This is a genomic window from Chloroflexota bacterium, from assembly GCA_026713825.1.
Classification (GTDB): Bacteria; Chloroflexota; Dehalococcoidia; order Lucifugimonadales; family UBA1127; genus UBA1127.
Window position 1 is genome coordinate 1 of the sequence record JAPONS010000011.1, and the last position, 25,607, is coordinate 25,607.

General features: G+C 66.0%; 24 protein-coding genes, 2 pseudogenes and 1 other annotated feature. Of the genes and pseudogenes, 19 read left to right on the forward strand and 7 right to left on the reverse strand.

What is annotated here, in order from left to right; all coding sequences use genetic code 11:
- Both OXC99_01340 and OXC99_01345 read left to right on the forward strand, forming a co-directional pair.
- On the forward strand, positions 1–783 hold a 783-nt coding region (locus OXC99_01340), incomplete at its 5' end, for an ATP-dependent DNA helicase (protein MCY4623644.1).
- A gap of 2 nt (positions 784–785) precedes the next feature.
- Complete coding sequence (locus tag OXC99_01345; GenBank protein ID MCY4623645.1) at positions 786–1,550, forward strand: methyltransferase domain-containing protein; 765 nt, start codon at positions 786–788, stop codon at positions 1,548–1,550.
- Positions 1,551–1,647: 97 nt separating this feature from the next.
- Here OXC99_01345 and OXC99_01350 read toward each other — a convergent pair whose 3' ends face one another.
- Together OXC99_01350 and OXC99_01355 are read right to left on the reverse strand one after the other, a co-directional pair.
- Positions 1,648–1,830, reverse strand: a complete 183-nt coding sequence (locus OXC99_01350) for a hypothetical protein (GenBank protein ID MCY4623646.1) — start codon at positions 1,828–1,830, stop codon at positions 1,648–1,650.
- A gap of 12 nt (positions 1,831–1,842) precedes the next feature.
- Positions 1,843–3,135 carry an MFS transporter gene (locus OXC99_01355; protein ID MCY4623647.1) on the reverse strand — a complete coding sequence of 431 codons (1,293 nt, stop codon included), beginning with the start codon at positions 3,133–3,135 and terminating at the stop codon, positions 1,843–1,845.
- A gap of 302 nt (positions 3,136–3,437) precedes the next feature.
- Between OXC99_01355 and OXC99_01360 the strand changes: the two are divergent.
- The 7 genes and pseudogenes from OXC99_01360 (at position 3,438) to OXC99_01390 (ending at position 11,262) form a co-directional block, all read left to right on the forward strand.
- Positions 3,438–4,469 (forward strand): annotated as a pseudogene (locus tag OXC99_01360) (glycine betaine/L-proline ABC transporter ATP-binding protein).
- Positions 4,470–5,003: 534 nt separating this feature from the next.
- Complete coding sequence (locus OXC99_01365) at positions 5,004–5,591, forward strand: ABC transporter permease subunit (GenBank protein ID MCY4623648.1); 588 nt, start codon at positions 5,004–5,006, stop codon at positions 5,589–5,591.
- A gap of 54 nt (positions 5,592–5,645) precedes the next feature.
- Positions 5,646–6,731, forward strand: a complete 1,086-nt coding sequence (locus tag OXC99_01370) for a hypothetical protein (protein MCY4623649.1) — start codon at positions 5,646–5,648, stop codon at positions 6,729–6,731.
- A 133-nt stretch (positions 6,732–6,864) separates the two neighbouring features.
- Positions 6,865–7,947 (forward strand): hypothetical protein, encoded by a 1,083-nt coding sequence (locus OXC99_01375; GenBank protein MCY4623650.1) that lies wholly within the window; start codon positions 6,865–6,867, stop codon positions 7,945–7,947.
- Positions 7,948–8,056: 109 nt separating this feature from the next.
- The gene (locus tag OXC99_01380; GenBank protein MCY4623651.1) at positions 8,057–9,022 is read left to right on the forward strand and encodes a ScyD/ScyE family protein; all 966 of its coding nucleotides are present in this window, start codon (positions 8,057–8,059) and stop codon (positions 9,020–9,022) included.
- 77 nt (positions 9,023–9,099) lie between these two features.
- Entirely contained in the window at positions 9,100–9,411 is a 312-nt protein-coding gene (locus tag OXC99_01385) for a putative quinol monooxygenase (GenBank protein ID MCY4623652.1), read from the forward strand.
- A 510-nt stretch (positions 9,412–9,921) separates the two neighbouring features.
- The gene (locus OXC99_01390) at positions 9,922–11,262 is read left to right on the forward strand and encodes a hypothetical protein (protein MCY4623653.1); all 1,341 of its coding nucleotides are present in this window, start codon (positions 9,922–9,924) and stop codon (positions 11,260–11,262) included.
- A gap of 146 nt (positions 11,263–11,408) precedes the next feature.
- Here OXC99_01390 and OXC99_01395 read toward each other — a convergent pair whose 3' ends face one another.
- The 4 genes from OXC99_01395 to OXC99_01410 form a co-directional block, all read right to left on the reverse strand.
- Entirely contained in the window at positions 11,409–12,461 is a 1,053-nt protein-coding gene (locus OXC99_01395; GenBank protein MCY4623654.1) for a hypothetical protein, read from the reverse strand.
- 151 nt (positions 12,462–12,612) lie between these two features.
- Positions 12,613–13,524, reverse strand: a complete 912-nt coding sequence (locus OXC99_01400; GenBank protein ID MCY4623655.1) for a LysR family transcriptional regulator — start codon at positions 13,522–13,524, stop codon at positions 12,613–12,615.
- A gap of 292 nt (positions 13,525–13,816) precedes the next feature.
- A complete protein-coding gene (locus OXC99_01405; GenBank protein MCY4623656.1) occupies positions 13,817–14,161 on the reverse strand; it encodes a hypothetical protein in 345 nt (114 codons plus the stop codon).
- Positions 14,162–14,225: 64 nt separating this feature from the next.
- Positions 14,226–16,457 carry a xanthine dehydrogenase family protein molybdopterin-binding subunit gene (locus OXC99_01410; protein MCY4623657.1) on the reverse strand — a complete coding sequence of 744 codons (2,232 nt, stop codon included), beginning with the start codon at positions 16,455–16,457 and terminating at the stop codon, positions 14,226–14,228.
- A gap of 126 nt (positions 16,458–16,583) precedes the next feature.
- On the opposite strand from OXC99_01410, the gene OXC99_01415 reads away from it, so the two are divergent.
- From OXC99_01415 to OXC99_01435, 5 genes are all read left to right on the forward strand, one after another.
- Positions 16,584–17,057, forward strand: a complete 474-nt coding sequence (locus OXC99_01415; GenBank protein ID MCY4623658.1) for a (2Fe-2S)-binding protein — start codon at positions 16,584–16,586, stop codon at positions 17,055–17,057.
- Between the two features lies 1 nt (position 17,058).
- Positions 17,059–17,919, forward strand: a complete 861-nt coding sequence (locus OXC99_01420) for a xanthine dehydrogenase family protein subunit M (protein MCY4623659.1) — start codon at positions 17,059–17,061, stop codon at positions 17,917–17,919.
- Positions 17,916–18,365 (forward strand): SRPBCC domain-containing protein, encoded by a 450-nt coding sequence (locus tag OXC99_01425; GenBank protein ID MCY4623660.1) that lies wholly within the window; start codon positions 17,916–17,918, stop codon positions 18,363–18,365. The genes OXC99_01420 and OXC99_01425 overlap by 4 nt, the downstream gene beginning before the upstream one ends.
- A 102-nt stretch (positions 18,366–18,467) precedes the next feature.
- Entirely contained in the window at positions 18,468–18,674 is a 207-nt protein-coding gene (locus tag OXC99_01430) for a type II toxin-antitoxin system HicB family antitoxin (GenBank protein ID MCY4623661.1), read from the forward strand.
- Positions 18,675–18,696: 22 nt separating this feature from the next.
- Positions 18,697–18,885 carry a type II toxin-antitoxin system HicA family toxin gene (locus tag OXC99_01435; GenBank protein ID MCY4623662.1) on the forward strand — a complete coding sequence of 63 codons (189 nt, stop codon included), beginning with the start codon at positions 18,697–18,699 and terminating at the stop codon, positions 18,883–18,885.
- A 14-nt stretch (positions 18,886–18,899) separates the two neighbouring features.
- Here OXC99_01435 and OXC99_01440 read toward each other — a convergent pair whose 3' ends face one another.
- Complete coding sequence (locus tag OXC99_01440) at positions 18,900–19,262, reverse strand: hypothetical protein (protein MCY4623663.1); 363 nt, start codon at positions 19,260–19,262, stop codon at positions 18,900–18,902.
- 176 nt (positions 19,263–19,438) lie between these two features.
- Positions 19,439–19,759: a binding site (T-box leader), on the forward strand.
- Between the two features lie 56 nt (positions 19,760–19,815).
- Here OXC99_01440 and ilvB point away from each other — a divergent pair.
- The 5 genes and pseudogenes from ilvB to OXC99_01465 all read left to right on the forward strand — a co-directional run.
- Positions 19,816–21,513: a biosynthetic-type acetolactate synthase large subunit gene (ilvB, locus tag OXC99_01445; GenBank protein ID MCY4623664.1), complete on the forward strand. Its 1,698-nt coding sequence runs from the start codon at positions 19,816–19,818 to the stop codon at positions 21,511–21,513.
- Positions 21,510–22,001: pseudogene (ilvN, locus tag OXC99_01450) on the forward strand (acetolactate synthase small subunit). The gene ilvB and the pseudogene ilvN overlap by 4 nt, the downstream one beginning before the upstream one ends.
- A 158-nt stretch (positions 22,002–22,159) precedes the next feature.
- Complete coding sequence (gene ilvC, locus OXC99_01455; GenBank protein MCY4623665.1) at positions 22,160–23,158, forward strand: ketol-acid reductoisomerase; 999 nt, start codon at positions 22,160–22,162, stop codon at positions 23,156–23,158.
- A 160-nt stretch (positions 23,159–23,318) separates the two neighbouring features.
- Positions 23,319–24,890, forward strand: coding sequence for a 2-isopropylmalate synthase (locus tag OXC99_01460; GenBank protein MCY4623666.1), 1,572 nt, complete (start codon positions 23,319–23,321; stop codon positions 24,888–24,890).
- Between the two features lie 180 nt (positions 24,891–25,070).
- On the forward strand, positions 25,071–25,607 hold a 537-nt coding region (locus OXC99_01465), incomplete at its 3' end, for a Rieske 2Fe-2S domain-containing protein (protein MCY4623667.1).

The following is a 25,607-nucleotide window of genomic DNA, read 5'->3' on the forward strand; positions in this document are numbered from 1 at the left end:
CCCGCCGCGCGCCCCAGTGTGGCGGCGTGGGAGCTCCCCCCGTCCCTGCGACCGCCCGGCCCTTCCTTCACGGGCGCCATCACCGCCGGGACCCGGCGGCTGCCGTCGGAGGTGGAGGAGGCGCTGTGGCAGCTTGCCGCGACGGGGCTCGTGACCGCCGACGGGTTCGGCGCGCTGCGGGGGCTGGTGACGGGCGCGGCCAAGCGGGTGAGCGCGTCGCGGCGGGGCCGGCGGCCGGCGCGACGGCGGACGGGCGGGAGCCGGTGGTCGCTGCTGCAGGCGTTCGAGGAAGCTGAGAACGCCGTTGAGGAGCGGGCGTTCCAACTGCTGCGGCGGTACGGCATCGTCTTCCCGGAGGTGCTCGGGCGCGAGCCGATGGCGCCGTCGTGGCGGACACTGCTGCAGGTGTACCGTCGCGCGGAGGCGCGTGGCGAGATCCGCGGCGGCCGGTTCGTGGCGGGGCTAGTCGGCGAGCAGTTTGCGCTGCCGGAGGCCGTCGAGGCGATGCGCTCGGTGCGGCGGACGGAGCCGACGGGCGAGGTACTGGTGGTCTCGGCGTGCGACCCGCTTAACCTGGCGGGGGTGATCACGCCGGGGCAGCGGGTGCCCGCGGTGTCCGGCAACAAGGTAGCCTTCCGCGACGGCGTTCCGGTGGCGTCGCTGCAGGGCGGCGACGTTGTGCCGCACGCGGAGATGCCGGACGAGGACCGGGACGAGGTGTACCGGGCGCTGGGCGCGCGACGGCAGGCGGCGGGCGACCGTGCGCCGGCGCTGGCGGGGTAGGCGTGGCGGAGGGGCGTGACCGGCTGTACGGCGACCTGGCGTGGCTGTGGCCGATCCTGAGCCCGCAGGAGGAGTACGCCGATGAGGCGCAGTACTGGCTGCGGCAGCTACGCTCGCGGCTGCCTGCGGGCCGCGGGCGGCACGGCGGACGGCGGCGCGTGCTGGAGCTCGGCTGCGGCGGCGGGCACTTCCTGCACCAACTTGTCCCGGAGTACGATGCGGTCGCCGTCGACCTGTCGGACGCGATGCTGGAGCACTCGCGGCGGCTGAACCCGGGCGTTGCGCACCACGTGGGCGACATGCGGACGGTGCGGCTGGGCGAGACGTTCGACGCGGTGCTCATCCACGACGCCATAGACTACATGCTTACGGAGGACGACCTGCGGGCGGCGTTCGCGACGGCGCGGGCGCACCTGCGCCCCGGCGGGCTGCTCATCGTGACGCCGGACCACTACGCCGACACGTTCACCTCGCCCTACGTCGATGACGAGACCAAGTCGGACGGCGAGACGACGCTGACGTACGTGGAGTACTCGGTGCAGCTTGACCCCAACGACACTCGCGTTGAGACGGTCTACACCTACTACATCGTGCGGGGCGGCGAGCTGCGGGTGGAGTTCGACCGGCACACGACGGGGCTGTTCCCGGTCGCGACGTGGGAGCGCGTGCTGGCTGAGGCGGGGTTTGACGTGGAGCGGACGGACTATCCCGTGGGCGAGGACGGTAAGGGGATGTACCTTTGGGTGTGCGAGTTGCGGGCGGGGTAGACAGCGGTTCACCCTTCGATTTCCCTCAGGATGAACGGGGGCGGGGTTCCCCCGCCTTCGCGGGGGCAGGCTCTGCCTTCGCAGGAACGACGGAGGGTCACTCGGCGTGGCGGCGTTGGAGGACGAAGGCCACGAGGATGCCGACCGGGATGGCGAGGAGGATGAGGCCGATGATGAGGACCATGGCGCCGGCGTCGAGGCCGATGAGGTGGTCGAGGCGGTCGGCCACCCAGCGCAGCAGGGTAGGGTCGCCGGGGGCCTCGTGGTGGAGCGGAATCACGGCGGGCCGGGCCTAGCCGGCGGCCGGGGCGGCGCTCGTTTGGACGGGCTGGTACTTCACGGAGTACCGGCGCTCCTGGATGAGCATCGACATGACGGCGGCGAAGAGCAGCAGACCCGCCGAGGCGGCGAAGGGCACGTCGTAGGAGCCGGTGATGTCGCGCATGATGCCGCCGAACTGGATGCCTATCGAGCCGCCTATCTGGTGGGAGAGGAAGATCATCCCGCTGAGGGTGCCCACCTTCTTCAGCCCGTAGATGTCGGCCGTCAGCCCCGTTGTGAGCGGGACGGTGGCGATCCACGACGAGCCTCCGACGATGGCAAAGATCCACAGGCCCCACTGGCCGGGCAGGGTCAGGAGCAGGACGTAGCCCACTCCCCTGAAGAAGTAGACCAGTCCCAGGAGCGTCTTGTTGCCCAGCTTGTCGGCGATGGGGCCTACGATGATGACGCCGATGGTGTTCATGGCGCTCAGCACGCCGAAGGCCGTCGCCGCGGTGGCGGGCGAGAACCCGCTCTCGACGGCGTTGGGGACGAAGTGGAAGGCCATGATGAGGGTGGTGAACCCGCAAACGAAGTACGTCGCGCAGAGCTGCCACATGGGCCAAGAGCGGAAGGCGTGCCGCCACTGGTCGACTTCCAACGGACCGACGGGGCGCTGTCTCCGCGGGCCGGTGCTGCTGGGGGCCGCGTCGCCGTCGGGCTGCAGCCCCATGTCCGCGGGGCTGTTGCGCAGCACGAGGAAGGCGACGGGCAAGACCAGGACGAGGATCATGGACCCCAGGATGGCCCAGCTCAGCCGCCAGTCGAGAAGCTCGATGAGGTAGGTGGTGAACGGGACGAGAATGAGCCCGCCCACGGACGCGCCCGCGGCGGTGATGCCGATGGCTGTCGCGCGCTTGCGCTGGAACCACTTGGAGACGATGACGGCGCCGGTGGTGATAGAGCCGGCGGACATGGCGACGGCCATGACGATGCCGAAAATGAAGATGAAATAGGCGATGTGGAAGGTGAACGCGAGCAAGAGCGCCGTAATGCCGATGACGGTTGCGCCGTAGAGGATCAGCTTTCGGCCGCCGACACGGTCGTACAGGTTGCCGAGGATGGGCTGGCTGACGCCGTTGAGGAGAATGCCCAGGGCGGCGGCGAAGGAGATGATGCTCCGGCTCCAGTTGAACTCCTCGCTCATGGGGAGGACGAAGACTCCGACGCCGTTTCTGGCGCCCATGGTCATCATAATGACGAAAAACGAGGCGGCGACGATGAACCAGCCATAGAAGATGCCGGAGCGTTTTGTGGTTTCCATCAATTGCTCTTTCAGGGGGGGTGGCCGAACTTGTGCAGCCTATCACGAGTTGGTAAATCTTTACAATCTGTCCATATTCCGGCACATTCCGTTGGCAAACAGTGGGTTTTCGTTTTTGGTTGTCGCCTCATGTCAGAAAATGCGTAGCGGCATGGCTACAACTGGCAGAAAAGGCTCCAGCGGGTGGTTGACAGCCCCAAAACACCCCTGTACGCTTGCCCGAACTCCCAAGCCCAAATGCGGCTTTGCATCGTTTGGCGTCGTTATGCCTGCAAGAGCCGCACCCAAGCCGCAGGAGGCTTATTGTGAACCGGACCAACGAAACGGATATCCGGGTCAGCGTCAGGAACCTTTGGAAGATCTTCGGTGAAGGGGTCGGTCCAGACTTCCCTGAGAAGATTGAGGGCCTGAGCAAGACTGAGGCCCAAGCTGCCCACAACTGCGTGGTCGCGTTGCAGGACGTCAACTTCGACGTTGCTGACGGCGAGACCTTCGTGGTCATGGGGCTCTCCGGCAGTGGCAAGTCGACGCTGGTGCGGTGCGTGAACCGGCTCATCGAGCCCACCATCGGGTCCGTCAGCATCGACGACGAGGACGTGCTGGGTTATTCGGAGCTGGAGCTGACGGAGTTCCGCCGCAAGAAGACGGCCATGGTCTTCCAGCAGTTCGGCCTGCTGCCGCACCGCACGGTCCTGGACAACGCGGCCTTCGGTCTTGAGATCCAGGACGTGCCGCATGAGGAGCGAGTTGCACGGGCGATGGTCGTGCTGGACATGGTGGGCCTGAAGGGCTGGGAATTCTACCGGCCCTCGGCGCTGTCCGGCGGCATGCAGCAGCGTGTGGGCCTCGCCCGCGCCCTGACGTCGGACCCGCAGATCATGCTGATGGACGAGCCGTTCAGCGCGCTGGACCCGCTCATCCGCAGGGATATGCAGAACGAGCTGATCCGCATCCAGGAGACCATGCGCAAGACCACCATCTTCATCACCCACGACCTGACGGAGGCGGTGAAGCTGGGCACGCGCATCGCGATCATGCGCGACGGCGCGATCATCCAACTCGGAACGCCCGAGGAGATCGTGTCCAACCCGGTGGACGACTACGTGGCGGAGTTCACCCGCGACGTCCGGCCATCGACGGTGCTGACGGTCGGCTACCTCATGGAGAAACAGTCAGACGGCTCAGTCGTGGAGACGCCGGCCCCGGCGGGCATGGCTATCGGGGCCGAACTGGTGGCCGGGCAGACGGTGGACGAGGCGCTCGCGGAGCAGTGGTCCACGTCTGGCAAGCTGGCGGTCAAGGACGAGGCGGGCACGCTGCTGGGCGTCATCGACCGCGAGGCACTGCTGCAGGCTGCCTTCGAGCAGCCGTCGTTCGAGAAGAACGGCAACGGGACATATGCCGGCACCACGAACGGGGCCGGCGGGCAGGCGCCCGCAATGGAGGCCCAATTGCCGACGGCGGAGGAATTGCGCCTGCGCCAGGGTCAGATGGGGGTATTCTCCCGGCTCAACACGCCAACCATCATTGTGCTGACGTTGCTGATGCTCTCAGGCCTGACGGCGGCGCTGCTTTACTTCATTGGGCCGGGGGAGGCATTCCCTGTGGACTGGGGCCCCGGCATTGCGTCAACCGTTGACGACTCCATCCGGTGGACCACGCGCACGTACGCGCCATTCCTGGACGCCATCTCCGACACGGTGCTGCGCATGCTATTGGTGCTGGAGTACTTCCTTCTGTGGCTCCCGTGGCTGACGGTTGTGGCCGCGATGGGGCTGCTGGCATGGCGGACGGTGAACGGCAAGATCGCGCTGTTCGCGATGGTGTCCCTGGTCGCCATGGGCCTGGTGGGGTACTGGGAGAGCGCAATGGAGACGGTGGCGCTGATCATCGTTGCGGTCATCCTCTCCATCGCCATCGCCATTCCCATAGGCATTCTGGCGGCCCGCAGCAACCTGGTGGACGGCATGATCCGGCCGGTGCTGGACCTCATGCAGACGATGCCGGCGTACGTGTACCTGGTGCCGGGCATCATGCTCTTCGGCATCGGCAACGTGCCGGCCATTTTCGCAACGGTAATCTACGCCGTGCCTCCGGCCATCCGGCTCACCAACCTGGGAATCAGGCAGGTGACGCCGCAGGTGGTGGAGGCGGCGCAGTCCTTCGGAACCACGCGGCGGCAGCTGCTGCTGAAGGTGCAGTTGCCCATGGCAATCCCCACCATCATGGCGGGGGTGAACCAGACCATCATGATGGCCCTGGCTATGGTGGTGGTGGCGTCGCTGGTGGGGGCCGGCGGACTGGGTGAGGACGTGCTTCGCGCACTGAACCGCTTCAAGCCGGGTGAGGCGCTCCTGGGTGGTCTGGCCATCGTGGCCCTAGCCATCATCGTGGACCGGATCACCCAGGCGTGGGCGCAGGAGCGGCAAGCGGCGCTCAGCACGGAAGCCAAGTAGATGATACGGCAGGTCAGTTACTTTCAGGAAAAGGAAGAAAGGGGGGACACAGGTATGAGGACGACGAGTTGGAAGGGAGCGCTGATTCTTCTCAGCCTCGCCATGGTGCTGCTGTTCGCGGTGGCATGCGGCGACGACGAGGACGATGCGGCTACGCCCGCGACAACAACGACCACGACGACGACCACGGCGCCGGCGCCCCCAGCCGATGACGCGATGATGGAGAAGCCGACGCTCATCTTCTCCGACCTGGACTGGGTCAGCGCACAGATCCAGAACGCCATCGCGCGCAAGATCCTTGAGGACGGCTACGACTACCAGACGGACGCCGTCTTCGGCGGCACGGTGCCTCTGATGGAGGCCCTGACCCGCGGCGACACGAACATCACGATGGAGATCTGGCTGCCCAACCAGCAGGAGGCCTACGACACGGCCATTGCAGAGGGCACCATCACATCAGTGGGCAACAGCCTGGAGGACAACTGGCAGTCCGCGTTCATCATCCCCAACTACACCGCGGAGGCCAACCCGGGGCTGAGGTCCGTTGAAGACCTGAAGAACCCGGAGTACATGAAGCTCTTTGAGACTCCTGACTCCAAGGGCAAGGCACGGCTGCTCAACTGCATTCCCGGCTGGGAGTGCGAGGGCATCAACCTGTCCAAGGTGGAGAACTACGGTCTCTCGGACTTCGTGGAGCCGGTGAACCCGGGCTCCGACACTGCGCTGACCGCAGAGATCCGGTCGGCCTTCGAGCAGCAGGAAGACGTGCTCTTCTACTACTGGGGCCCCACGGTGCTCACCCACGAGTTGGACACCCAGCTGGGTGGGTACACCGTTCTTGAAGAGGCAGCCCACACCGACGCGTGCTTTGAGACCGACTTCACGTGCTCCTACCCGGTCTCCCAGGTCCTGATCGTCATGCGGTCAGACCTGGCCGACAAGGCGCCCGACGTGCTGGAATTCTTCCAGAAGTGGGACTTCAACGCGGGCAACCAGCTTGCGGCAGAGGGCTACCTGAACGAGTCGGACGCGGACTACCCGGAAGTGGCCGACTGGTTCCTCGCGAACACCGAGGACTGGAAGAACTGGGTTACCCCGGAGGCGTTGGCAAAGATTGAGGCCGCGATAGCAGCGGGCTAACGTCCTCTAACGGCAATTGAATAGTGGCCCCGTCCTCGACGGAGGACGGGGCCACAGCATTTAGAGCAGGGCAATCTCCTTAACACACCATCCCAACAAGCCGTGCTCATAACGGAGAAAGAGGAGTTCTGAAATGACTAGCATACGCTGGACAAAAGCGCTGATTCTCCTGAGCATCGCAGTGGCGTTGCTGTTCGCGGTCGCATGCGGCGGCGACGACGAGGAAGAGGCTGCTGCGCCCGCAACGACGACCACGACGACGGCGCCAGCCGCTGCCGACACATCGGGCGACGCGATGATGGAAGAGAAGCCCACGCTGATCTTCTCCGACCTGGACTGGCCAAGCGCGCAGCTCCAGAACGCCATCGTGCGGCGGATCCTGGAGGACGGCTACGGGTACGAGACGGACGCGATCTTCGGCGGCACGGTGCCGATGATGGAAGCCCTGCGGCGCGGTGACACCAACATCACAATGGAGATCTGGCTGCCCAACCAGCAGGAAGCCTTTGACGAGGCGACCTCAGAGAACACGATCCAGGTCATCGGCAACAGCCTGGAGGACAACTGGCAGTCGGCGTTCGTCATCCCCAACTACACGGCGGAGGCCAACCCCGGCCTGCGGTCCGTCGAGGACCTGAAGGACCCCGCGCACATGGAGCTTTTCATCACGCCAGACTCCAAGGGGAAGGCCCGGTTGATCAACTGCATCCCCGGTTGGGAGTGTGAGGGCGTCAACCAGACAAAGCTCGTGACATATGGCCTTACCGAGCACGTTGAACTGGTCAACCCCGGCTCCGACTCGGCGCTGTCGGCCGAGATCCGGTCCGCCTTCGAGCAGAACGAAGACGTGCTCTTCCACTACTGGGGGCCGACAGTCCTGGCCCACGACCTGCAGACCAAGCTGGGCGGCTACACGATCCTGGAGGAGCCGCCCTACACCGACGAGTGCTGGGCCGGCGACCAGGGCTGCGAGTACCCAACCGCCGAGGTCCTGATCGTGATCCGGACGGAGCTGGCGGGGCAGCAGGACCTGGTGGACCTGCTGACGGCCTGGGACTTCAATGCGGGCAACCAGCTTGCGGTTGAGGGCTACATGAACGAGACTGGCGAAGACTTCGCCGCATCTGCGGACTGGTTCCTCAGGAACACCGAGGAATGGAAGAGCTGGGTGACCCCGGAGGCGCTGGCCAAGGTAGAGGCGGCGCTGGCGGGCTAGTCCCCAATTTCAACCAGAAACCTATGGCCCCGCCTTCCGTTGGGAGGGCGGGGCCATATAATTGTGAGCGATGAAAGAGAAGCAACGAGCACTCCCCCTAATTCTGTTCATGGTCCTCGCTTTCATGATTGCCTCCTGCGGCGGGGCTTCCGGCCGCGTCGTTGTGGACGGGCTGGCGTCGCCGCGGGGTTTGACGGCGCTGGACGACGGTCGGGTGCTGGTCGCAGAGGTGGCCTCGGGCCGGCTGCTCATCGTGGATAGCGAGGGCGGCCTGACTGTGCATGCAGATCTACTGCCACGACTGGCCGACGGGCCCGAGGGCGCACCGGCAGGCGTTTCCGCGGCCGTGGTGGACGGCGGCGTGACGTATTTCATCGTCGGAGAGGCGCGCGCCAAGGGGTTCCGCGAGGTGTACGCGCTGCGGTCCGGCGACGCGCCGCGCGGCATGACGGGGCAGGACGTCATGGGCACCGGACCGACGAGGCCGCTGTTGAACCCGTACGATCTGCTGCAACTGCCCTCCGGCGACCTGCTGGTCAGCGATGCCGGGGCCAACGTGGTCTGGAGGGTAACGCTGGACGGCGAGATCTTCCTGTTCGCCGACACAGGGTCCATCGCGTACGAGACGGCGGACGGCGCGGGGGAAGCGGAGCCTGTGCCCACCGGGATGACCGCCGGGCCTGACGGCGCGGTGTACTTGTCGACGCTCACCGGCGCGCCCTTTCCCAGGGGAGGAGCGAAAGTCTTCCGCATCCTCGACCGGAACGCGGACGGCGACGCGCTGGACCTGGGGGAGACGACGGTGTACGCCGAGGGGTTCACAACGGCGACGGACGTGGCCTTCCTGCGCGACGGGGCGCTGCTGGTGACGGAGTACAGCACGGACATGGCGGCTGTCGCATCGAAGGGCTATGCACGCTCGGCCGAGCACCTGGGCCGGCTGGTGCGGTGGGAGCGCGGCTCGCGGTCGGTCGTGATGGACGGGCTGGTGGCGCCGACGTCGGTCGTGGTGCTCGGCGGGGTGGCGTACGTGAGCGAGGAGTACGCGGGGCGCGTGCGGGCCATCGAGCCGTAGTATCATGGGGCGACCGCCTGCTTTCGCGGCTGAGCCGCTCGGACAGGGGCGGGAACACAATCGAGAGGGGAGAAGCCATGATCGTCCTGATGGTGACCATCAACATCAAGCCGGAGCACAAGGAAGCCTTCATGGAGGAGATGATGGGCGACGCCATCGGCTCCAACCGCGATGAGCCGGGCTGCCTGCGCTTCGACGTGATGCAGGACAACGAGAACCCGAACACCATCCACCTGTACGAGGTGTACACGGACGAGGCGGCGTTGGAGGCGCACCGGCAGGCGCCCCACTACCTGAAGTGGCGCGACGCCGTGGCGGACTGGCGCGACGGGGACGCCATTCGGCGCGTGTGCACCAACGTCTACCCGCCGGACGACGAGTGGCGGTAGGGACGGAATGTAATGCTATGGCGCACAGTACAGCACAGGCACGGTCTTCTTGTCGGCGGGGGCGTAGCCGTTGCAGCGGCGTTTCTAGCGCTGCTAGCCTTTGGCTGTGAACCTGAGCCGGGGCAGGCGCCGAGGGCAGATGAACCCGCGGCCACGTCCGCGCTGCCGCCTGATGCCGGCGTCGCCCCAACGCGATCAGCGCCGGTGGCCAAGCCTGCACCCACAGCGGCCCCCAAACCCACGGCGGCCCCCAAACCAACTCCGGCGGAAGCAGGCAAGTCTCCCATTGACACACCACCTACCGCGGCTCCCGCACCCACGACGGCCCCCACACCCACGGCGGAAGCAAGCAAGTCTCCCATTGACGCACCGCCTACCCCGTTGCCGAAAGCCGATGACCCCTTTGCCAAGTGGAACACCCTGTTGGAGCCGCAGTCGTGGTGGAGGGAGTCCGAGCCCTATTCATGCCTCTCGCCGCACAAGGAGACATCGCTCTGGATAGATGAAGGAATGACGGATCTCGGCGGAGCCGACGCGCTGTCGCTCATTCGCTACTTCGGCAACGGCAGCTATCTACGGTACGGCTACATGGGCTTTGAGGGTTGCTCCCCCATCGGAAAGTACCCCGACAGGACGCACCTGGACCCGCCGGCGGACCCCGCGTACTACTCTCTGGAAAACTTGAACATAACCGTTGACATTGTCCGCGTAGCCCCGGACGCCCCTGGGTGGAGTGAGGACGACGGTGCGCGGGAGACCATGTCCCTAGAGGAGGCGGTGGACATCTTGAACGAGAACGTTGCCGCCTACTACACCAAGATATCGCAGGGCAAGCTCCGCATGCGGTTCCTTGAGGGCATCGAATTTGCGCTGGAGGGCGTAGGGTCGCCACAGGACGTGGAGGAGCAGCACATGCGCGTCACCGGACTGCGTGACTGCCGCGGTGATGCGGGGCAGAGTCAGCAATGCAGCTACGGGGCGCTGGGCGGCATCAACCGGCTGCTGCTGACGGACGTGACGGCCGATACCGGCGGCTTTGCGTACAACGGCAGCGCTCAGTTCGGCTTGGTGAGTCTGCGCAAGGCCAATATGGAGGTGCTGGTCCATGAGATCGGCCACGGGTGGATGCAATGGCCGCACTCCTACGCGGAGGTGCTCTGGAAACCCAATGGGCCTGACGGCGACGTCGATGCGCCCAACTCGTACAGCAACGCCCTGGACTTCATGTCAGGTCTTGCCCTGTGGCCCGTCCCGGGCTGGCACCAGGACATGCCGTCCACCCTGGCAATCAATCGCTACGCCGCAGGGTGGATCGACCCGGAGGAGGTAGCCCTGCACTTGAACGACAACGCGACGTATACCCTGCGCCCTCCAAGGCAGGGAGGCCACCAGTTCCTGGTCATCTCCTCCGGGCGGACCGGCGCCTTCACCACCCTGGAAGTGCTGGACGAGCGAAACCCCGTTTACATTGAAGACGTGCCCAAGGTGTTCGACCCCAAGGCCTCCGGTGGCGAGCGGCGATACCGCTACCAGGGGGTCTTCGTCAGCCGCTATGACCAGTCAACCGGCACGGGAGCGCAGGCTCGCTTTGGTCCGGCACTGTACGACACAAGGAACCCCGACTATGAGACGGACGTGGGCTGGGGCCGCGACGATTACTCCGTGATACCAGACGGAGAGGCGCGGGACATTGGCGGCGGGGTGCGGGTGGAGGTGTCGCGCAATGGGGACGGCAGCTACACGGTCGCAGTGACCGGCGGCCGGGTTGCGTCCTTTGCGCCGTGGTGCACAGTCATCTGGTTTGCGCCCGGCGAGTACGACACTGGCTGCGCGCTGGATGTCTCCGGTTGAGCGGTGCACGAAAGGCTGCTGCCCAATCCGTCGGGAGACCTCCTTCGTCAGGCTCAGGACGGAGTCAGGGCGAACGGAGCAATGCAAACGGGGCGGCGCGTGTGCGCCGCCCCGTTCGTCTTGTCCGACTCAGAAGTTGTTCGGGGCTACTCCCAGACGCCTACGGCACAGCCGCAGCCGGTGCCGGCGGGGGTGCGGTAGCCGGGCTCGTAGCAGATGGTCTCCATCCTCGTGTCGCCCATTGCGCCGGCGACCGCGACCCAGTTCAGGGTCTCGGTGGTGGCGGACTGCAGGCGGACGCGCGGAAGGGAAGTGAGGATCTCGGGGTCCGCCGCCTCCATGCCCTTGATGGCGAGACGGTCAAGCTCCTCGTCGACGACGAAGTGGCTGAGGCCGCCGGTGCAGGCGAAGGCCACGGTCTTGTCGGTGTCCCATTCCTCAATGGCCTTGCGGACGGCGCGGCCGAGCGCGAAGGCGCGGCGCGGGCTGATCCAGTTGGGTGGGTAGCAGGTGTTGATGGAGATGGGGAGGATGGGGGGCGTCTTGCCGTCGAACCAGCGTGCCACTGCGAAGCCGTAGGCGTGCGGCAGGCCGAAGGGCCGCGGCTGGGTCGTTCGCGAGTGGTCGAGGTACCAGGTGGCGGGGCCGATGGTCCCGCCGTAGGACTCCTTGACGTAGCGGGAGTGGGACACGTCAAAGTCCTGGTCCATGAGGGACTCGATGACGTGGAGGCCGAGGTCTGACGGCACGGGGTGGTCGTACTCGCGGGTGCCGTAGGCCAACGAGGACATCCTGCGGGCCTCGCTCATGTCGGGCGTGACGGTGCGGGGGAGGACCTTGATGGTGTCGCCCCAGTAGACGTTGATGGACGGCATGTTGTCGTCGAAGAAGAACTCGCTCTGGTCGTCGCCGAACATGACGACGATGTCCGGGTTGACGTTTGCGAACCGCGTCTGCAGGTCGTCCAGACCCTTCTGGATGTTGGCGACCCTGTCGGTGAAGGTCTCGACGTTGGAAACATCGGCGATGCCGGGGTCGGCGTCGGCGAGGAGCTCGTCGTACGTGACGCGCCTGCCGTTGGGCGGCTGCACGAGCTCGCGATTGCGCAGGTCGTTCTGCGCGTGGACAGCCCAGAGCTCTCCGGTAAGGCTCATCAGCGGGCTGTGGGACGAGGCAAACCCTCCTACAATCTTGGCCATAACTATCCTCCTTAACTCCAATAGGCCGCTGTGTGCGGGGAGGATACTCCCGCTTTCATGGGATGTCCACACCCTTGCGGAAAAAAGATGAGGCGGTACGCCATTCGTGCGGAATCGTGCGCAGGTCAGGGGGTTGCGGCAGGCGCCTCGTCTACAGCCCGAATGGGAAGTGCGCGAGAAACGCCGGGGAGCCGACCTCATCGTGGAGCATGCGCGTCAGGAGCTTGCCGCTCTTCCAGAGGGGCTTGCCCCGCAGGGTGACGATGCCAAACTCGCGGCCGGGCACCGCGCCCTCGAGCGAGACGATGTTCAGACGGGACTCGTCCCACGGGTCGATGGTGTAGCGTGGCCCGATGGAGATGCCCAGCCCGAGTGCGACGTAGGTCTTCACGCTGGTCACGCTGTCCAAGGTGAGCACCGACTTGAAGCGAATGCGTTCTCTGCGATAGCGGTCGAGGGAGTCCCGTTCCGTCTGGAAGCCGCGACGCCAGCTGACGAAGGGCCACTCCGCGATCTTGTCGAGCGTGATGTCGTCGTCCTCGGAGAGGGGGTGCCCCAGCGGGGTCACCAGGGCTGTATACGAGGTGAAGAGGGGGTCAAAGGAGAAGATGCGGGGGATGTCGCCCCTCGACACCAGGCCAAAGTCCGCCTCGCCGTTCTCCACCATGTGGAGCACGGCCGGCTTGGTGCCCGTCAGCAGGTCGAGGGGAATGTTGGGGTGGTGGATGCCCGCGGCCTGCACAAGGTAGGGCAGCACGTGCACGGTGAAGTCGTGGGTAGATGCGATGGTGACGGTGCTCTCCTCCACGAGGCCGGGGTCGTTGGGGGAAAGCTCCAGCAGGTCTCGGACGAGGGGCGCCGCCCGCTTGGCGAAGGCTGCACCGAACTGGGTGAGCTGGATGGGGCGCTTGCCGCGGTAGACAAGGGGCTCGCCCATCTCGGTTTCGAGGGACGCGAGGTGGCGGCTGGCGGCCGGCTGGCTGATGCCGACGTGGTTGGCCGCCTTGGAGACGCTGCCAAGATCCGCGATGGCGCACAATACCTGGAGTGATTTCAGATCCATGCTTTTCCGTTCTTCGACGGCTTGCGCGTGGGCCGGGTTGACAACGGCTGGGTTGCAACAGCGTAGACGCAGGTCGTCACTGAGCATTCGCTTTTGGATGGTTATAACGTTTGTGGATATTATTACATGACACAGTATCCTTGACAAGGCATTAACGCGGGCGCAAACTGAGCTATCTCTTCCGAAGGCATGTTTGCGGGAGACCAAAAAGCCCCCCTGGTACTAATCCCCCGGTTCTCACCGGGGGATTAGTAGTTTCAGGGATGAGGCTGCGCCGGACGGCAGGTGTAGGCTAGCCCTGGTCCACGAGGCCGATGGTGGCCGTGATGCAGGGCTCGTCGCCGAGGGCGACGGTGGTGTGGCCCTTGCCCGTCGTGTCCTCTACGAGGCGGGCGTCGCCCTGGCGGAAGACCTTGGTGGAGCCGTGCTCAAAGCCGATCTGCAGCGACCCGGAGAGGATGATGACGAACTGGCGCTGGGGCGCCGGGTGCCAGTCCTGCAGCACGCCGGGGGCTCGCGAGCCGAAGCGGATCTGCGTGACGTCGATGCCCTTGGTCCAGTCGGGCATGGCGTCGAGGTCAATCTCCTCCCAGGTTGCCACCCCGTCGTCGCCGGTGTACATGCGGTAGGTGCCCATACGTGTGCCTCCGGTTGTGGTTTGATTTGTTCTTCGCTCAACTCGCGTTGGGGGCGGCGCGCGCCTACCCCTGCTGCTTCTCCTTGAGGGCGCGGTAGACCTTTCCCGCCGTGATGGGGAGGTCCTTGATGCGGACGCCGACCGCGTCCTCGACGGCGTTGGCGATGGCGGCGGCGACGGGGATGACGGAGTTCTCGCCGATGCTCTTGACGTTGTAGGGGCCGACGCCGCTCTCGGACTCCACCAGCACTGTGCGCATCTCCGGCAGGTCGTTGATGGTGGGGATCTTGTAGTCGCCGAATGAGAGGGTCGTCACGCGGCCGTCCTCCACCTGCAACTCCTCCATCAGCGCGTAGCCGATGCCCTGCATTGCGCCGCCGTTCACCTGGCCCTGGTGGCCGATGGGGTTCACGATCTGACCTACGTCGTGGGCGGAGGAAAGGCGCAGGAGCTTGACCTGCCCCGTCTCCGGGTCGACGGAGACCTCCGCGATTTGCGCGACGTAGGCCGTGACGGGCGGCAGGGCAGTGTCCTGGAACTCGGCGTAGCCGGTCACTGAGCGGCCGTCCCGCTGCAGAAGCTCCGGCCAAGCGTGGCTCTCACCCGTCGAGCGGACCCGGACGGCGCCGTCGGAGAAGGAGAGGCGGTCGGCGGGCACGCCGAGAGCCTCGGCGGCGGCTTGGAGAAGCTCGCCCTTGACCTCCTGCGCGGCGGCGTAGGCGACCTGCGTGCCGATGCGCGTGACGCGGCTGCCTCCGACGCCCGAGTCGAAGCTGACGGCGCCAGTGTTCCAAGCGCCGATGTGCATCCGGTCGACCGTCAGGCCGAGCTCCTCGCCAATTACCTGCATCTCGAGCGTGTAGCTGCCGGTGCCCTGCTCGAAGATGGGCGTCGAGAGCTCAGCGGTGCCGTCGGGGTTGAGGGTGACGGAGAGGTGCGAGTGCCCGCCGCCGGGAGGGCGGTCGCCGATGGCGATGCCGCGGCCGATGTTGGGGGCCTTCGCCGTGCCGTACTCAGCGGCCTCGGCGGCCGCCTCGAGGGTCTCGCGGATGTTGACGCCCTGGAAGGTGTGGTTGAGGGAGTCTGAATCGCCGGGATTGACGACATTCGCGCGACGGACGTCGAGGGGGTCGAGGCCGAGTTCGCGCGCGACCATGTCAAGCTGCGACTCCATGGCGAAGGCGGCCTGGGGCTCGCCGGGGCCGCGCATGTGGCCGCAGGGGACGTTGTTTGTGTAGACCTGAATGCCCTCCACCTTCACGTTGGGCGTCCGGTAGGGGCCTCCGGCGTGGGAAAAGCCCATGAGGTTGACGCCGGGCTTGTACGCGCCGTACGCGCCGCTGTCGAAGACACCGCGGACGTGGTGGGCGACCATCGTGCCGTCGCGCTTGACGCCGGTGCGCACCTGCATGACGGCGGCGTGGCGGGGGTTGGCCGCCATGAACTCGTCGAGGTAGTCCATGACCATCTTGACGGGGCGGCCGCTGGCCCTGGCGAGGTAGTAGCAGAGCGGGATCTCCATAGGCGAGCCCTTGCCGCCGAAGTCTCCGCCGATGGCGGCGAAGTTGACCTGAATCTCGTCCTGCGCGATGCCGATGGCGTCGGCGAGCTGCTGACGCAGGTTGTAGGGCGTCTTGTTGGAGGCCCAGACCTGCGCGACGCCGTCGCCGTCGATCCAGACGACGCAGGAGTGGGACTCCAAGTAGGCCTGGTGCTGACGCGGCACCTGGAAGGTGTTCTCCACGATGACGTCGGCCTCGGCGAAGCCCGCCTCGATATCGCCCTTGTTCCAGACGCTGTGGATGAAGACGTTGGACGGCTTCTCCGGCGGCTGCGGGTAGCCGACGTAGCTCATCATGTCCGGATGGATGAGGGGCGCTCCGTCCTGCATGGCCTCGACGGGGTCGAGCTGAGCGGGCAGCTCCTCGTACTCGATCTCGATGAGGTCAAGGGCGGCTTGGGCGATGTCCTCATCCTCGGCGGCGACGGCGGCCACGCGCTCGCCGGCGAACCGGGCGTGATCCCATGCGAGGACGGGCACGTCGCGCAGGCGCCGGCCGAAGAGGACGCCGCGGACGTCATCGCCGGTCAGGACGGCGTAGACGCCGGGGAGCGCTCGCGCGGCGGAGGTGTCGATACTGACGATGCGGGCGTGCGGGTACGGGCTGCGGAGGGACTTGCCCCAGAGGGCGCCGGGGAGGTTCACGTCGGCCGAGTACTTGGCCTGTCCGGTGACCTTCTCCGGGCCGTCAACGCGGCCCAGCGGTTGCCCAAAGACATGGTATGTCGTGGTCATGGCTGTTCCCCTTGTCAGCGGAATGGCCCTTCGATTTCCCTCAGGGCGAACGGCGGCGACTAGCTCCCCTTGTCAGTCGCGCGTAGCTACGTTAGTATGCTGTCTGACCACGCGCAAGGATACCAGATGACTACGCTCGACGCATCCCACACGGTACGGCTGACGGTCAACGGCGAGGCCCGCGAGGTGTCGGTGCCGGCGCGCCGGACACTCGTCGACATGCTGCGCTACGACCTCGACCTGACGGGGACGAAGGAGGCGTGCAGCGTGGGCGTGTGCGGCGCGTGCACGGTGCTGCTCGACGGCGAGATTACGGCGTCGTGCATCACGCTCGCGGTGCAGGCGGACGGCGCGGACGTCACAACAATCGAGGGCATCGCACAGGGCGGCGAGCTGCACCCTGTGCAGCAGAGCTTCATCGACCACGGCGGCTTCCAGTGCGGCATCTGCACCTCGGGGCAGATCGTGGCCGCGAAGTCGCTGCTGGACGCCAATCCGTCGCCCACCGAGGAGCAGGTGAAGGCGTGGATGATGGGCAACCTTTGCCGCTGCACGGGCTACTACCAGATCCTGGAGTCCATCATGAAGGCGGCGCGGTAACATGCGGGACTTCATCTACCACGCGCCGACATCGCTGGACGAGGCTCTCTCGCTGCTGGAGCAGTACGGCGAGGACGCCCGCCCCATCGCCGGCGGCACGGCGATGGTCAACCTGTTGAAGCAAAACCTGGTGTTCGCGGACCACCTTGTCGGCCTCGGCAAGGTGCCGGGGCTGCGGGGCATCAGCCGGAGCAACGGCGACCTGCGCATCGGGGCGCTGACGAAGCACCGCGAGGTGGAGCACAGCGCGGACGTCGCGTCGGCGGCGCCACTGCTCGCGGAAACGTACATCCGCGTAGCGACGGTGCGCATTCGGAACATGGCGACCGTCGGGGGCGGGCTGACGCACGCCGACCCGGCGCAGGACCCGCCGCCCGCGCTGATGGCGCTCGGCGCGCGCGTCGTGCTGGCGTCGCCGGGCGGCACGCGGGAGCTGCCGGTGGAGGACCTCTTTGTCGACTACTACGAGACGGCGCTGCAGCCGGGGGAGCTGTTGACCGAGGTCATCGTGCCCGCGCAGGCGGCGGACGCGCGGGGCGTGTACCTGAAGTTCCTGCCGCGCACGGAGGACGACTACGCGACGGTCGCGGTCGCGGCACTGGCGCGGGTGAAGGACGGCGTGTGCGCGGACGTACGCGTCGCGCTGGGGGCCGTCGCGCCGACGCCGGTGCGCGCCACGGCGGTCGAGGCGGCGCTCGAGGGGCAGTCGGTGACGGCGGACGCCGTCCGCTCGGCGGCTGAGGCCGTCGCGGGGCAGGTGGACCCGCTGGCCGACTTCCGCGGCTCGGCCGAGTACAAGCGCGACATGGCCGTGGTGTTCACCCGGCGGGCGCTGGAGCAGGCGCTGGGACTCGGCCAGTGAAGTTTTCCTACGACGTCACCGTCGACGCGCCGCAAGAGCGCGTGTGGGCCATCCTCTCCGACGTACCTCAAGCCGCGTCGCTGATGCCGGGTGTGGAGTCCGTCGAGCAGCAGCCGGACGGGACGTACACCGGCGCGGTGCGTGTGCGCGTCGGCCCCATCGGCTTCACCCTGACGGGCCGCGTAGAAGTCGACCAGGACCGGGACGCGGGCACGTGGCGGCTGCGGGCGCGGGCCGACGACCGGCGGGTCGGCGCGGGAGTGTCGTCGTCGGTGGAGACGTTGATCTCCGAGCCGACGCCGGGGCAGACGCAGATGCGCGTGGGCGCGGACGTCTCGTTCTCGGGTCGGCTGGGGCAACTTGGGCAGCCGCTGATCAAGAAGAGGGCGGACGACATGGTGCAGGCATTCGCGGAGGGGCTGAAGCGCGCGGTGGCCGCGGGGTGAGGGCGAGGATTTCTCTTTTGCGCGCCGGCTCGCAAAGCAGTTACCATACATTCAAGACACTCTACAACGAACGCAGTCCCTAGGGCCGAATAGGGAGCAGCGATGAAGCAGCAGTTTTCAGCTAGCGTGTGGCAAGAGGGCGATTGGTACATTGCACAGGCCCTTGAAGTTGACGTTGCCAGTCAAGGGAAGAGTGAGGAAGAGGCTTTAGCCAACCTCCAAGACGCGCTCCAATTGCACTTTGCACCGCCTTCTCCAGCACCACTTCCGAACATTCGCCACGTTGAGGTAGATATTGGCGCCACTTAGAGTGACGCCTTATCGTGTCGTAGTGCGTAAGCTCTTAGCTGCCGGATTTTTCCCCACAGGACAAAGCGGTAGCCATGTCAAATTCCAAGGAACCCGCGACAGCCGAGAACGGTCTGTCATAGTGCCTCGGCACAGAGAGATTCCCGTAGGCACGCTAGGGAGTATTCTGCGTCAGGCCGGGCTATCTACTGAAGAGTTCGATTCCCTATAACGGATTCTTCTCAGCTACTTCGGCCGGACGGCGTCGAGGACGGCGCGGCCGGTGGCCTCCCACAGGGTCTCTCCAAAGGCACGACCATATTCCACGTCGTCACCGGTGCGCCGCGTGAGGCGGACGCAGAAGTTGGCGAGGGGCTCTTCCTCGCCGGGGAGCAGGGCGCCGGGGGTGTGGAACTCGAAGGACCAGTCGTCGACCATCATGCGGTAGACGAGCAGCCACCACGCCCAGGGGTCCGTGCTGAAGCGAGGCGGGGGCGTCGGCTGGAACTCCGAGTTGACGAGCGCCCACATCCACGGCTTGTCGTGGATCACGCGCTCGTAGAGCACCTCGTCCATGAGGGGGCCGGCGGGCATTCCGCTGTCTGCCATAGCTTGGGAGGATAGCAAGCGGAGGGTAGGTTCGCAAGGCAGGGGCGGGCGCCGGGAGCCAAGGTCTCACTGGGGTGCGGCTTTGACTGAGGCAGCCCTCCCAGAGAACCCCTGTCAAGCCCCTGAGGTTGACAATATTGGTCAATGTTGGTAATCTCTTGTAGCTTGTGTATATGTAAAACGCTGTGATGGGGAGTAGTAGCGATAGTTCACGCTTCAGAGAGTCGGCGGATGGTGGAAAGCCGATAGCGGTTGGGTCGCGAACTCGCCCCTGAGCGGAGGGTCCCAGGGGTCACCTCTCGTTGTGGTCAGCACTTCCCCGCAAGCGCCATTGTCGGCGTGTCGGAAGCGCGAAGCCGAGGGTGGACAGCCCGGTAGGGCTCTACGGTTGCACCGTTACAGCTGCCTGAGGCGGTCCCCTCGGCGTGCGCAGCGACGCATGACCCATGGGGACAACAAAGGGTGGTACCGCGGGTAGCGATGAGCCCGTCCCTTGTGGACGGGTATTTTTGTTGCCGGGGCGGCGCCCCGGCATCAGGCTGGAGAAGGAACAATGAGGCTGAACGGCGGACAGATGATATGCCAGGCCCTCCTGAACGAGGGTGTCGACACGGTGTTCGGCATCCCCGGCGGGGCCATCATGCCGCTCTACCAGACGCTGCCCCAGTACCCGGGGCTGCGGCACATCCTGGTGCGGCACGAGCAGGGCGCAGCCATGGCGGCCGACGGCTACGGCCGCGTCACCGGCAACGTCGGCGTCTGCTTCGCCACCTCCGGGCCCGGCGCAACAAACATGGTGACTGGCCTGGCCGGCGCGATGATGGACTCGGTGCCCGTCGTGGCCATCACGGGGCAGGTCACGCGGGAGGCCATCGGCAAGGACGCCTTCCAGGAGACGGACGTCACGGGCGTCACGCTGCCGGTGCTGAAGCACAACTACCTGGTCATGACGGCGGCGGAGCTTCCGCGGGTCCTGAAGGAGGCCTTCTACCTGGCCCGCAGCGGCCGGCCCGGCCCGGTGCTGGTGGACGTTCCCAAGGACGTCTTCGTGGAGGAGGCCGAGTTCGAATACCCGGAGACGGTCGAGCTGCCGGGCTACCCGCCGCCCACCTACGGCGACGAGGAGTCGGTCAAGCGCGCGGCGGAACTTATCGCCGAGGCGAAGCGGCCGGTCATCATGGCGGGCCACGGCATCATCATCTCGCAAGCCTACAAGGAACTGCAGGAGTTCGCGGAGAAGGGGCAGTTTCCGGTGTCGACAACGCTGCTGGGCATCAGCTCCTTCAAGACGGACCACGTGCTGAACATCGGCTTGCCGGGGATGCACGGCTCCGCCTTCGCGAGCCACGCCATCAACGACTGCGACCTGCTCATCGGCTTGGGAATGCGCTTCGACGACCGGGTGACCAGCAAGGTGAGCCTCTTCGCGCCTCGGGCCAAGGTGATCCACGTGGACATCGACCCGGCGGAGCTGGGCAAGAACGTGCGGCCCACGGTGGGCATTGTCGGCAACGTCAAGCATGTGCTGGAGCAGTTGACGCCGCTGGTGGAGCGCGCAGACCGGCGCGAGTGGCTGGCGCACATCGACCAGCTGCGGACGAAGCACCCGCTGTGGTTGGAGGACGGCGACAACCAGATCCGCCCGCAGGACGTGATCCAGCAGATCTCCGACATGACGGACGGAAAGGCCATCATCGCCACGGGCGTGGGCCAGCACCAGATGTGGGCCGCGCAGCTCTACAACTTCCAGGAGTACAACAGCTTCATCACCTCCGGCGGCCTGGGCTCGATGGGGTACGAGGTGCCGTCGGCCATGGGCGCGCAGGTAGGGGAGCCGGACCGGGTGGTGTGGACCTTTGCGGGGGACGGCGGCTTCCAGATGACCATGATGGAGCTCGCCACCATGGTGGAGAACCACATCCCTGTGAAGATCGCGCTGATCAACAATTTCTCGCTGGGGATGGTGCGGCAGTGGCAGGACATCTTCTACAACCATGACTACGTGGCCACGCTGTACACGGGCAACCCGGACTTCGTGAAGCTGGCGGAGGCCTTCGGGATGAAGGGCATCCGCGCGACGAAGAAGGACGAGGTGGGCCCGGCGGTGAAGGAGGCCATGGCATGGGACGGCCCGGCGCTGGTGGACTTCCAGGTGGAGATGTCGGAGAACGTGTACCCGTTCATCCCCCCCGGAACCGGCGTGGCCGCGATGGTGGAGGACCCGCGGCTGGTGGAAAGGCGCGCGGTATGACGCAGGACGCGGGAATCAAGCAGCATACGGTGGTCGCGCTGGTGTATGACCGGCCCGGTGTCCTGAACCGGGTGGTCAGCATGGTGCGACGCCGCGCGTTCAACATCAGCAGCTTGGCCGTCGGGCACTCGGAGACGCCGGGGCTGTCGCGGATGACCTTCGTCGTCGAGGGCGACGACACGCTGCTGACGCAGGTGATGAACCAGCTCCGTAAGCTGGTGGACGTGGTGCGGGTGTCCGACCTGAACCGCGAGAACACGGTGTTCCGCGAGCTGTGCATGCTGCGGGTGAAGGCCGACGCCGAGACCCGCAACGAGATCATGCAGATCGCCAACATCTTTCGTGCGAACATCGTCGACGTGGCGCACGACTCGCTGGTCGTCGAGATCACGGGGGACGAGGACAAGGTGGAGTCCCTGGAGCTGCTGATGCGGAAGTTTGGGGTGCTGGAGATCATGCGCAGCGGCCGGTTGGCCATGGTGCGCGGGACCCACTACACCGAGTCGCCCGCGGACGCGGCGCCCACGTGGGGGCTCAACGGCGGCGCTCGGGACCAGACGGCGACCGAGCCGTCGCAGCCCGCGGCGGTCCTGCCCCCGGGGTAGGCCGAGGCGGAGCATATCGAAAACTGGAAGGGGAAAACGGCATGGCCCAGATGTACTACGAAAAGGATGCGGACCTCTCCCTGCTGGCGGACAAGACCATCGGGATCATCGGCTACGGCAGCCAGGGACACGCCCACGCGTTGAACCTGAAGGACAACGGCCTGAACGTCATGGTGGGGCTGTACAAGGGCAGCAACTCCTGGAGCAAGGCGGAAGAGGCCGGACTGGAGGTCGCCGAGGTGGCGGAGGTCGCGCAGAAGGCCGACGTCATGATGGTGCTGGTGCCGGACATGCGGCAGCGGGACGTCTACAACGAGTCGATCGCGCCGTACCTGGACTCGTCCAAGGCGCTGATGTTTGCCCACGGGTTCAGCATCCACTTCAAGATGATCGTACCGCCGCCGGACGTGGACGTGATGATGATCGCGCCCAAGGCGCCGGGTCACCGGATGCGCGAGATCTTCACCCGCGGCATGGGCGTGCCGTCGTTGCTGGCCGTCTACCAGGACGCTTCGGGCAAGGCCCGGGACCTCGGACTGGCCTACGGCGCGGGCGTTGGCTCGGGCCGCGCGGGCATCCTCGAGACGACGTTCAAGGAGGAGACGGAGACGGACCTCTTCGGCGAGCAGTCCGTGCTGTGCGGCGGGATCACATCGCTGATCCGGAACGCCTTTGAGACGCTGGTCGAGGCCGGGTACCAGCCGGAGGTCGCCTACTTCGAGTGCATGCACGAGGTGAAGCTCATTGTGGACCTGCTCTATCAGGGCGGCATGGGCTACATGCGCTACTCCGTCAGCGACACCGCCGAGTACGGCGACTACAGCCGCGGCTCGCGGGTGATCGACGAGCACGTGCGGGAGTCGATGCAGACCGTGCTCAAGGAAATCCAGAGCGGCGAGTTCGCCCGCGAGTGGATCGCGGAGAACGACGAGGGGCTGCAGCGGTTCAAGGCTGCGCGGCAGGAGGCGGCGGAGCACCCCATCGAGAAGGTGGGCAAGGAGCTCCGCGACATGATGCCGTGGCTGCAGCAGACCATCTAGCACAGCGGTGCGGGAGCAACAACATGCGTACACAGGAGGGAACCGGCGTAGTTCCCGTCCCGACGGCGTCGGGGCGGGGCTGCGCATTCCTTCGTCCTCGGCCCTGGAGGTAGGTCCGATACACAACCACCGGCATGAGAGAGTACAGAAGGAAGCAGCCATGACTACGAAGGACAACGTTAAGGACCAGGACCGAGTCCGTATCTTCGATACGACTCTCCGGGACGGAGAGCAGGCGGCCGGGGCGGCAATGACGCCCGACGAGAAGTTGGAGATCGCCAAGCAGCTAGAGCGGCTGGGCGTCGACATCATCGAGGCGGGGTTCGCGGCGTCGTCACCGGGCGACATGGAGGCCATCAAGTCCATCGCCCGGGAGGTCAGGGACTCCACGATCTGCTCGCTGGCGCGCGCCAACCCGGACGACATCGATGCGGCGTGGGAGGCGATCAAGGAGGCGGCGCACCCGCGCATCCACACCTTCATCTCCGCCTCTGACGTGCACATGCAGCACCAGCTTCACAAGAACCGGGAAGAGGTCCTGGAGATGGCCGTCGCGGCGGTCAGCCGGGCCAAGAGCTACTGCGAGGACGTAGAGTTCTCCCCCATGGACGCAACCCGCTCCGACCCTGAATTCCTGTACGCCATCATCAGCGCGGCCATCGACGCCGGCGCGACCACCGTCAACATCCCGGACACCGTCGGGTACGCCATCCCGGAGGAGTTCGGGGAGCTGATCCGGAGCATCCGGGAGAACGTGCACAACATCGACAAGGCCATCATCAGCGTCCACTGCCACAATGACCTGGGGCAGGCGGTGGCCAACAGCCTGGCGGCGGTGAAGGCTGGCGCACGGCAGGTGGAAGGGTGCATCAACGGCATCGGCGAGCGAGCGGGGAACACGGCGCTCGAAGAAGTCATCATGAGCATCCGCACCCGCCAGCAGTATTTCGAGACCAATGTGGCCGTGGACACAACGCAGATCTACCCCACGAGCCGCATGGTTAGCGAGGTCACCAACTTCCCGGTGCAGCCAAACAAGGCTATCGTCGGCCTCAACTCATTCCGGCACGCTTCGGGCATCCACCAGGACGGGGTCATCAAGAACAAGACGACCTACGAAATCATGGACCCGAAGAGCGTCGGCTGGTCGGGGGAATCGCTGGTGCTGGCGAAGCTGAGCGGCCGCGCCGGCCTCCGCGCCCGACTGCTCGAGCTGGGCTACGAGCTCGACCGTGAGGATCTGGACCGCGTCTTCGCCGCCTTCAAGGAGCTGGCGGACAAGAAGCGCGAGGTGACCGACCGCGACCTGGAAGCGCTGATGGCGGAGGACCGCCGGGTCGAGGACGAGACGGGCTACCGGGTTGAAGAGGTCTCCATCGAGACGGGCCTGGGCCGCGTCCCCACCGCCACCATCACCATGACGACTCCGCAAGGCGAGACCAAGACGGAACGGACAGAGGGCAACGGCCCGGTAGACGCCGTCTGCAAGGCCGTCGTCGCGGTCATCGGCGTGCGGCCGAGGCTGGAAGACTACACGGTGCGGGCCATCACGGGCGGCCTCGACGCCGTCGGGGACGTGACGGTGCGGTTGCGGCACGAGAACCGCATCTACAGCGGGCGTGCGGCGGACACGGACATCCTGGTCGCCAGCGCGAAGGCGTACACCAACGCGATGAACCGGATGCTGGCGCTGGACGGCACGGAGCCCATGGACAAGATGCCAGGCGTGTAGACCTTGGTTCCAAAACAGACAGTTTGCAGTCCCCTGGGCATCGGTGCCCGGGGGACTGCTGCGTTTAGGACCTGCCGTACCTCTGCAATAGGGAATGCTAGTCATTCTTGCCATAAGCGTGTAAAATCTCCCCAGCCCATTTCCAGTCTAGAAAGTCTTTTGGGGGGAGAAAGGGACAGCATGATTTCGTACGAAGAGAACATGGAACTGATGCGCGTTGGCCCCGGCACGCTCATGGGCGAGCTGATGCGACGCTACTGGATGCCCATCGCGGCCACTGCTGAGCTTGAGGACAACCCCATCAAGCAGATGCGGCTCATGGGCGAGGACCTGGTGTTGTACCGCGCCAAGAACGGCAACCACGGGCTGGTGGACCTGCACTGCCCGCACCGCCGCGCAGACCTGTCGTACGGCATCCAGGACGAGAACGGCCTTCGCTGCAACTACCACGGCTGGCTCTACGACCACACCGGCGCCTGCCTCGAGCAGCCTTTCGAGGAGGTCGCCTACCCGGACGCCCGGTTCAAGGACCGGATCAAGATCAAGGCCTACCCGGTGGTGGACAAGGCCGGCATGCTGTGGGCCTACATGGGACCCGGGCCGACGCCGCTGGTCCCGGACTACGACCGCTTCCACGACAAGGGCTACAAGCAGGTGGTCTTCACAGAGATCCCGTGCCACTGGTTCCCGTGCCAGGAGACCAGCATCGACCCCGTC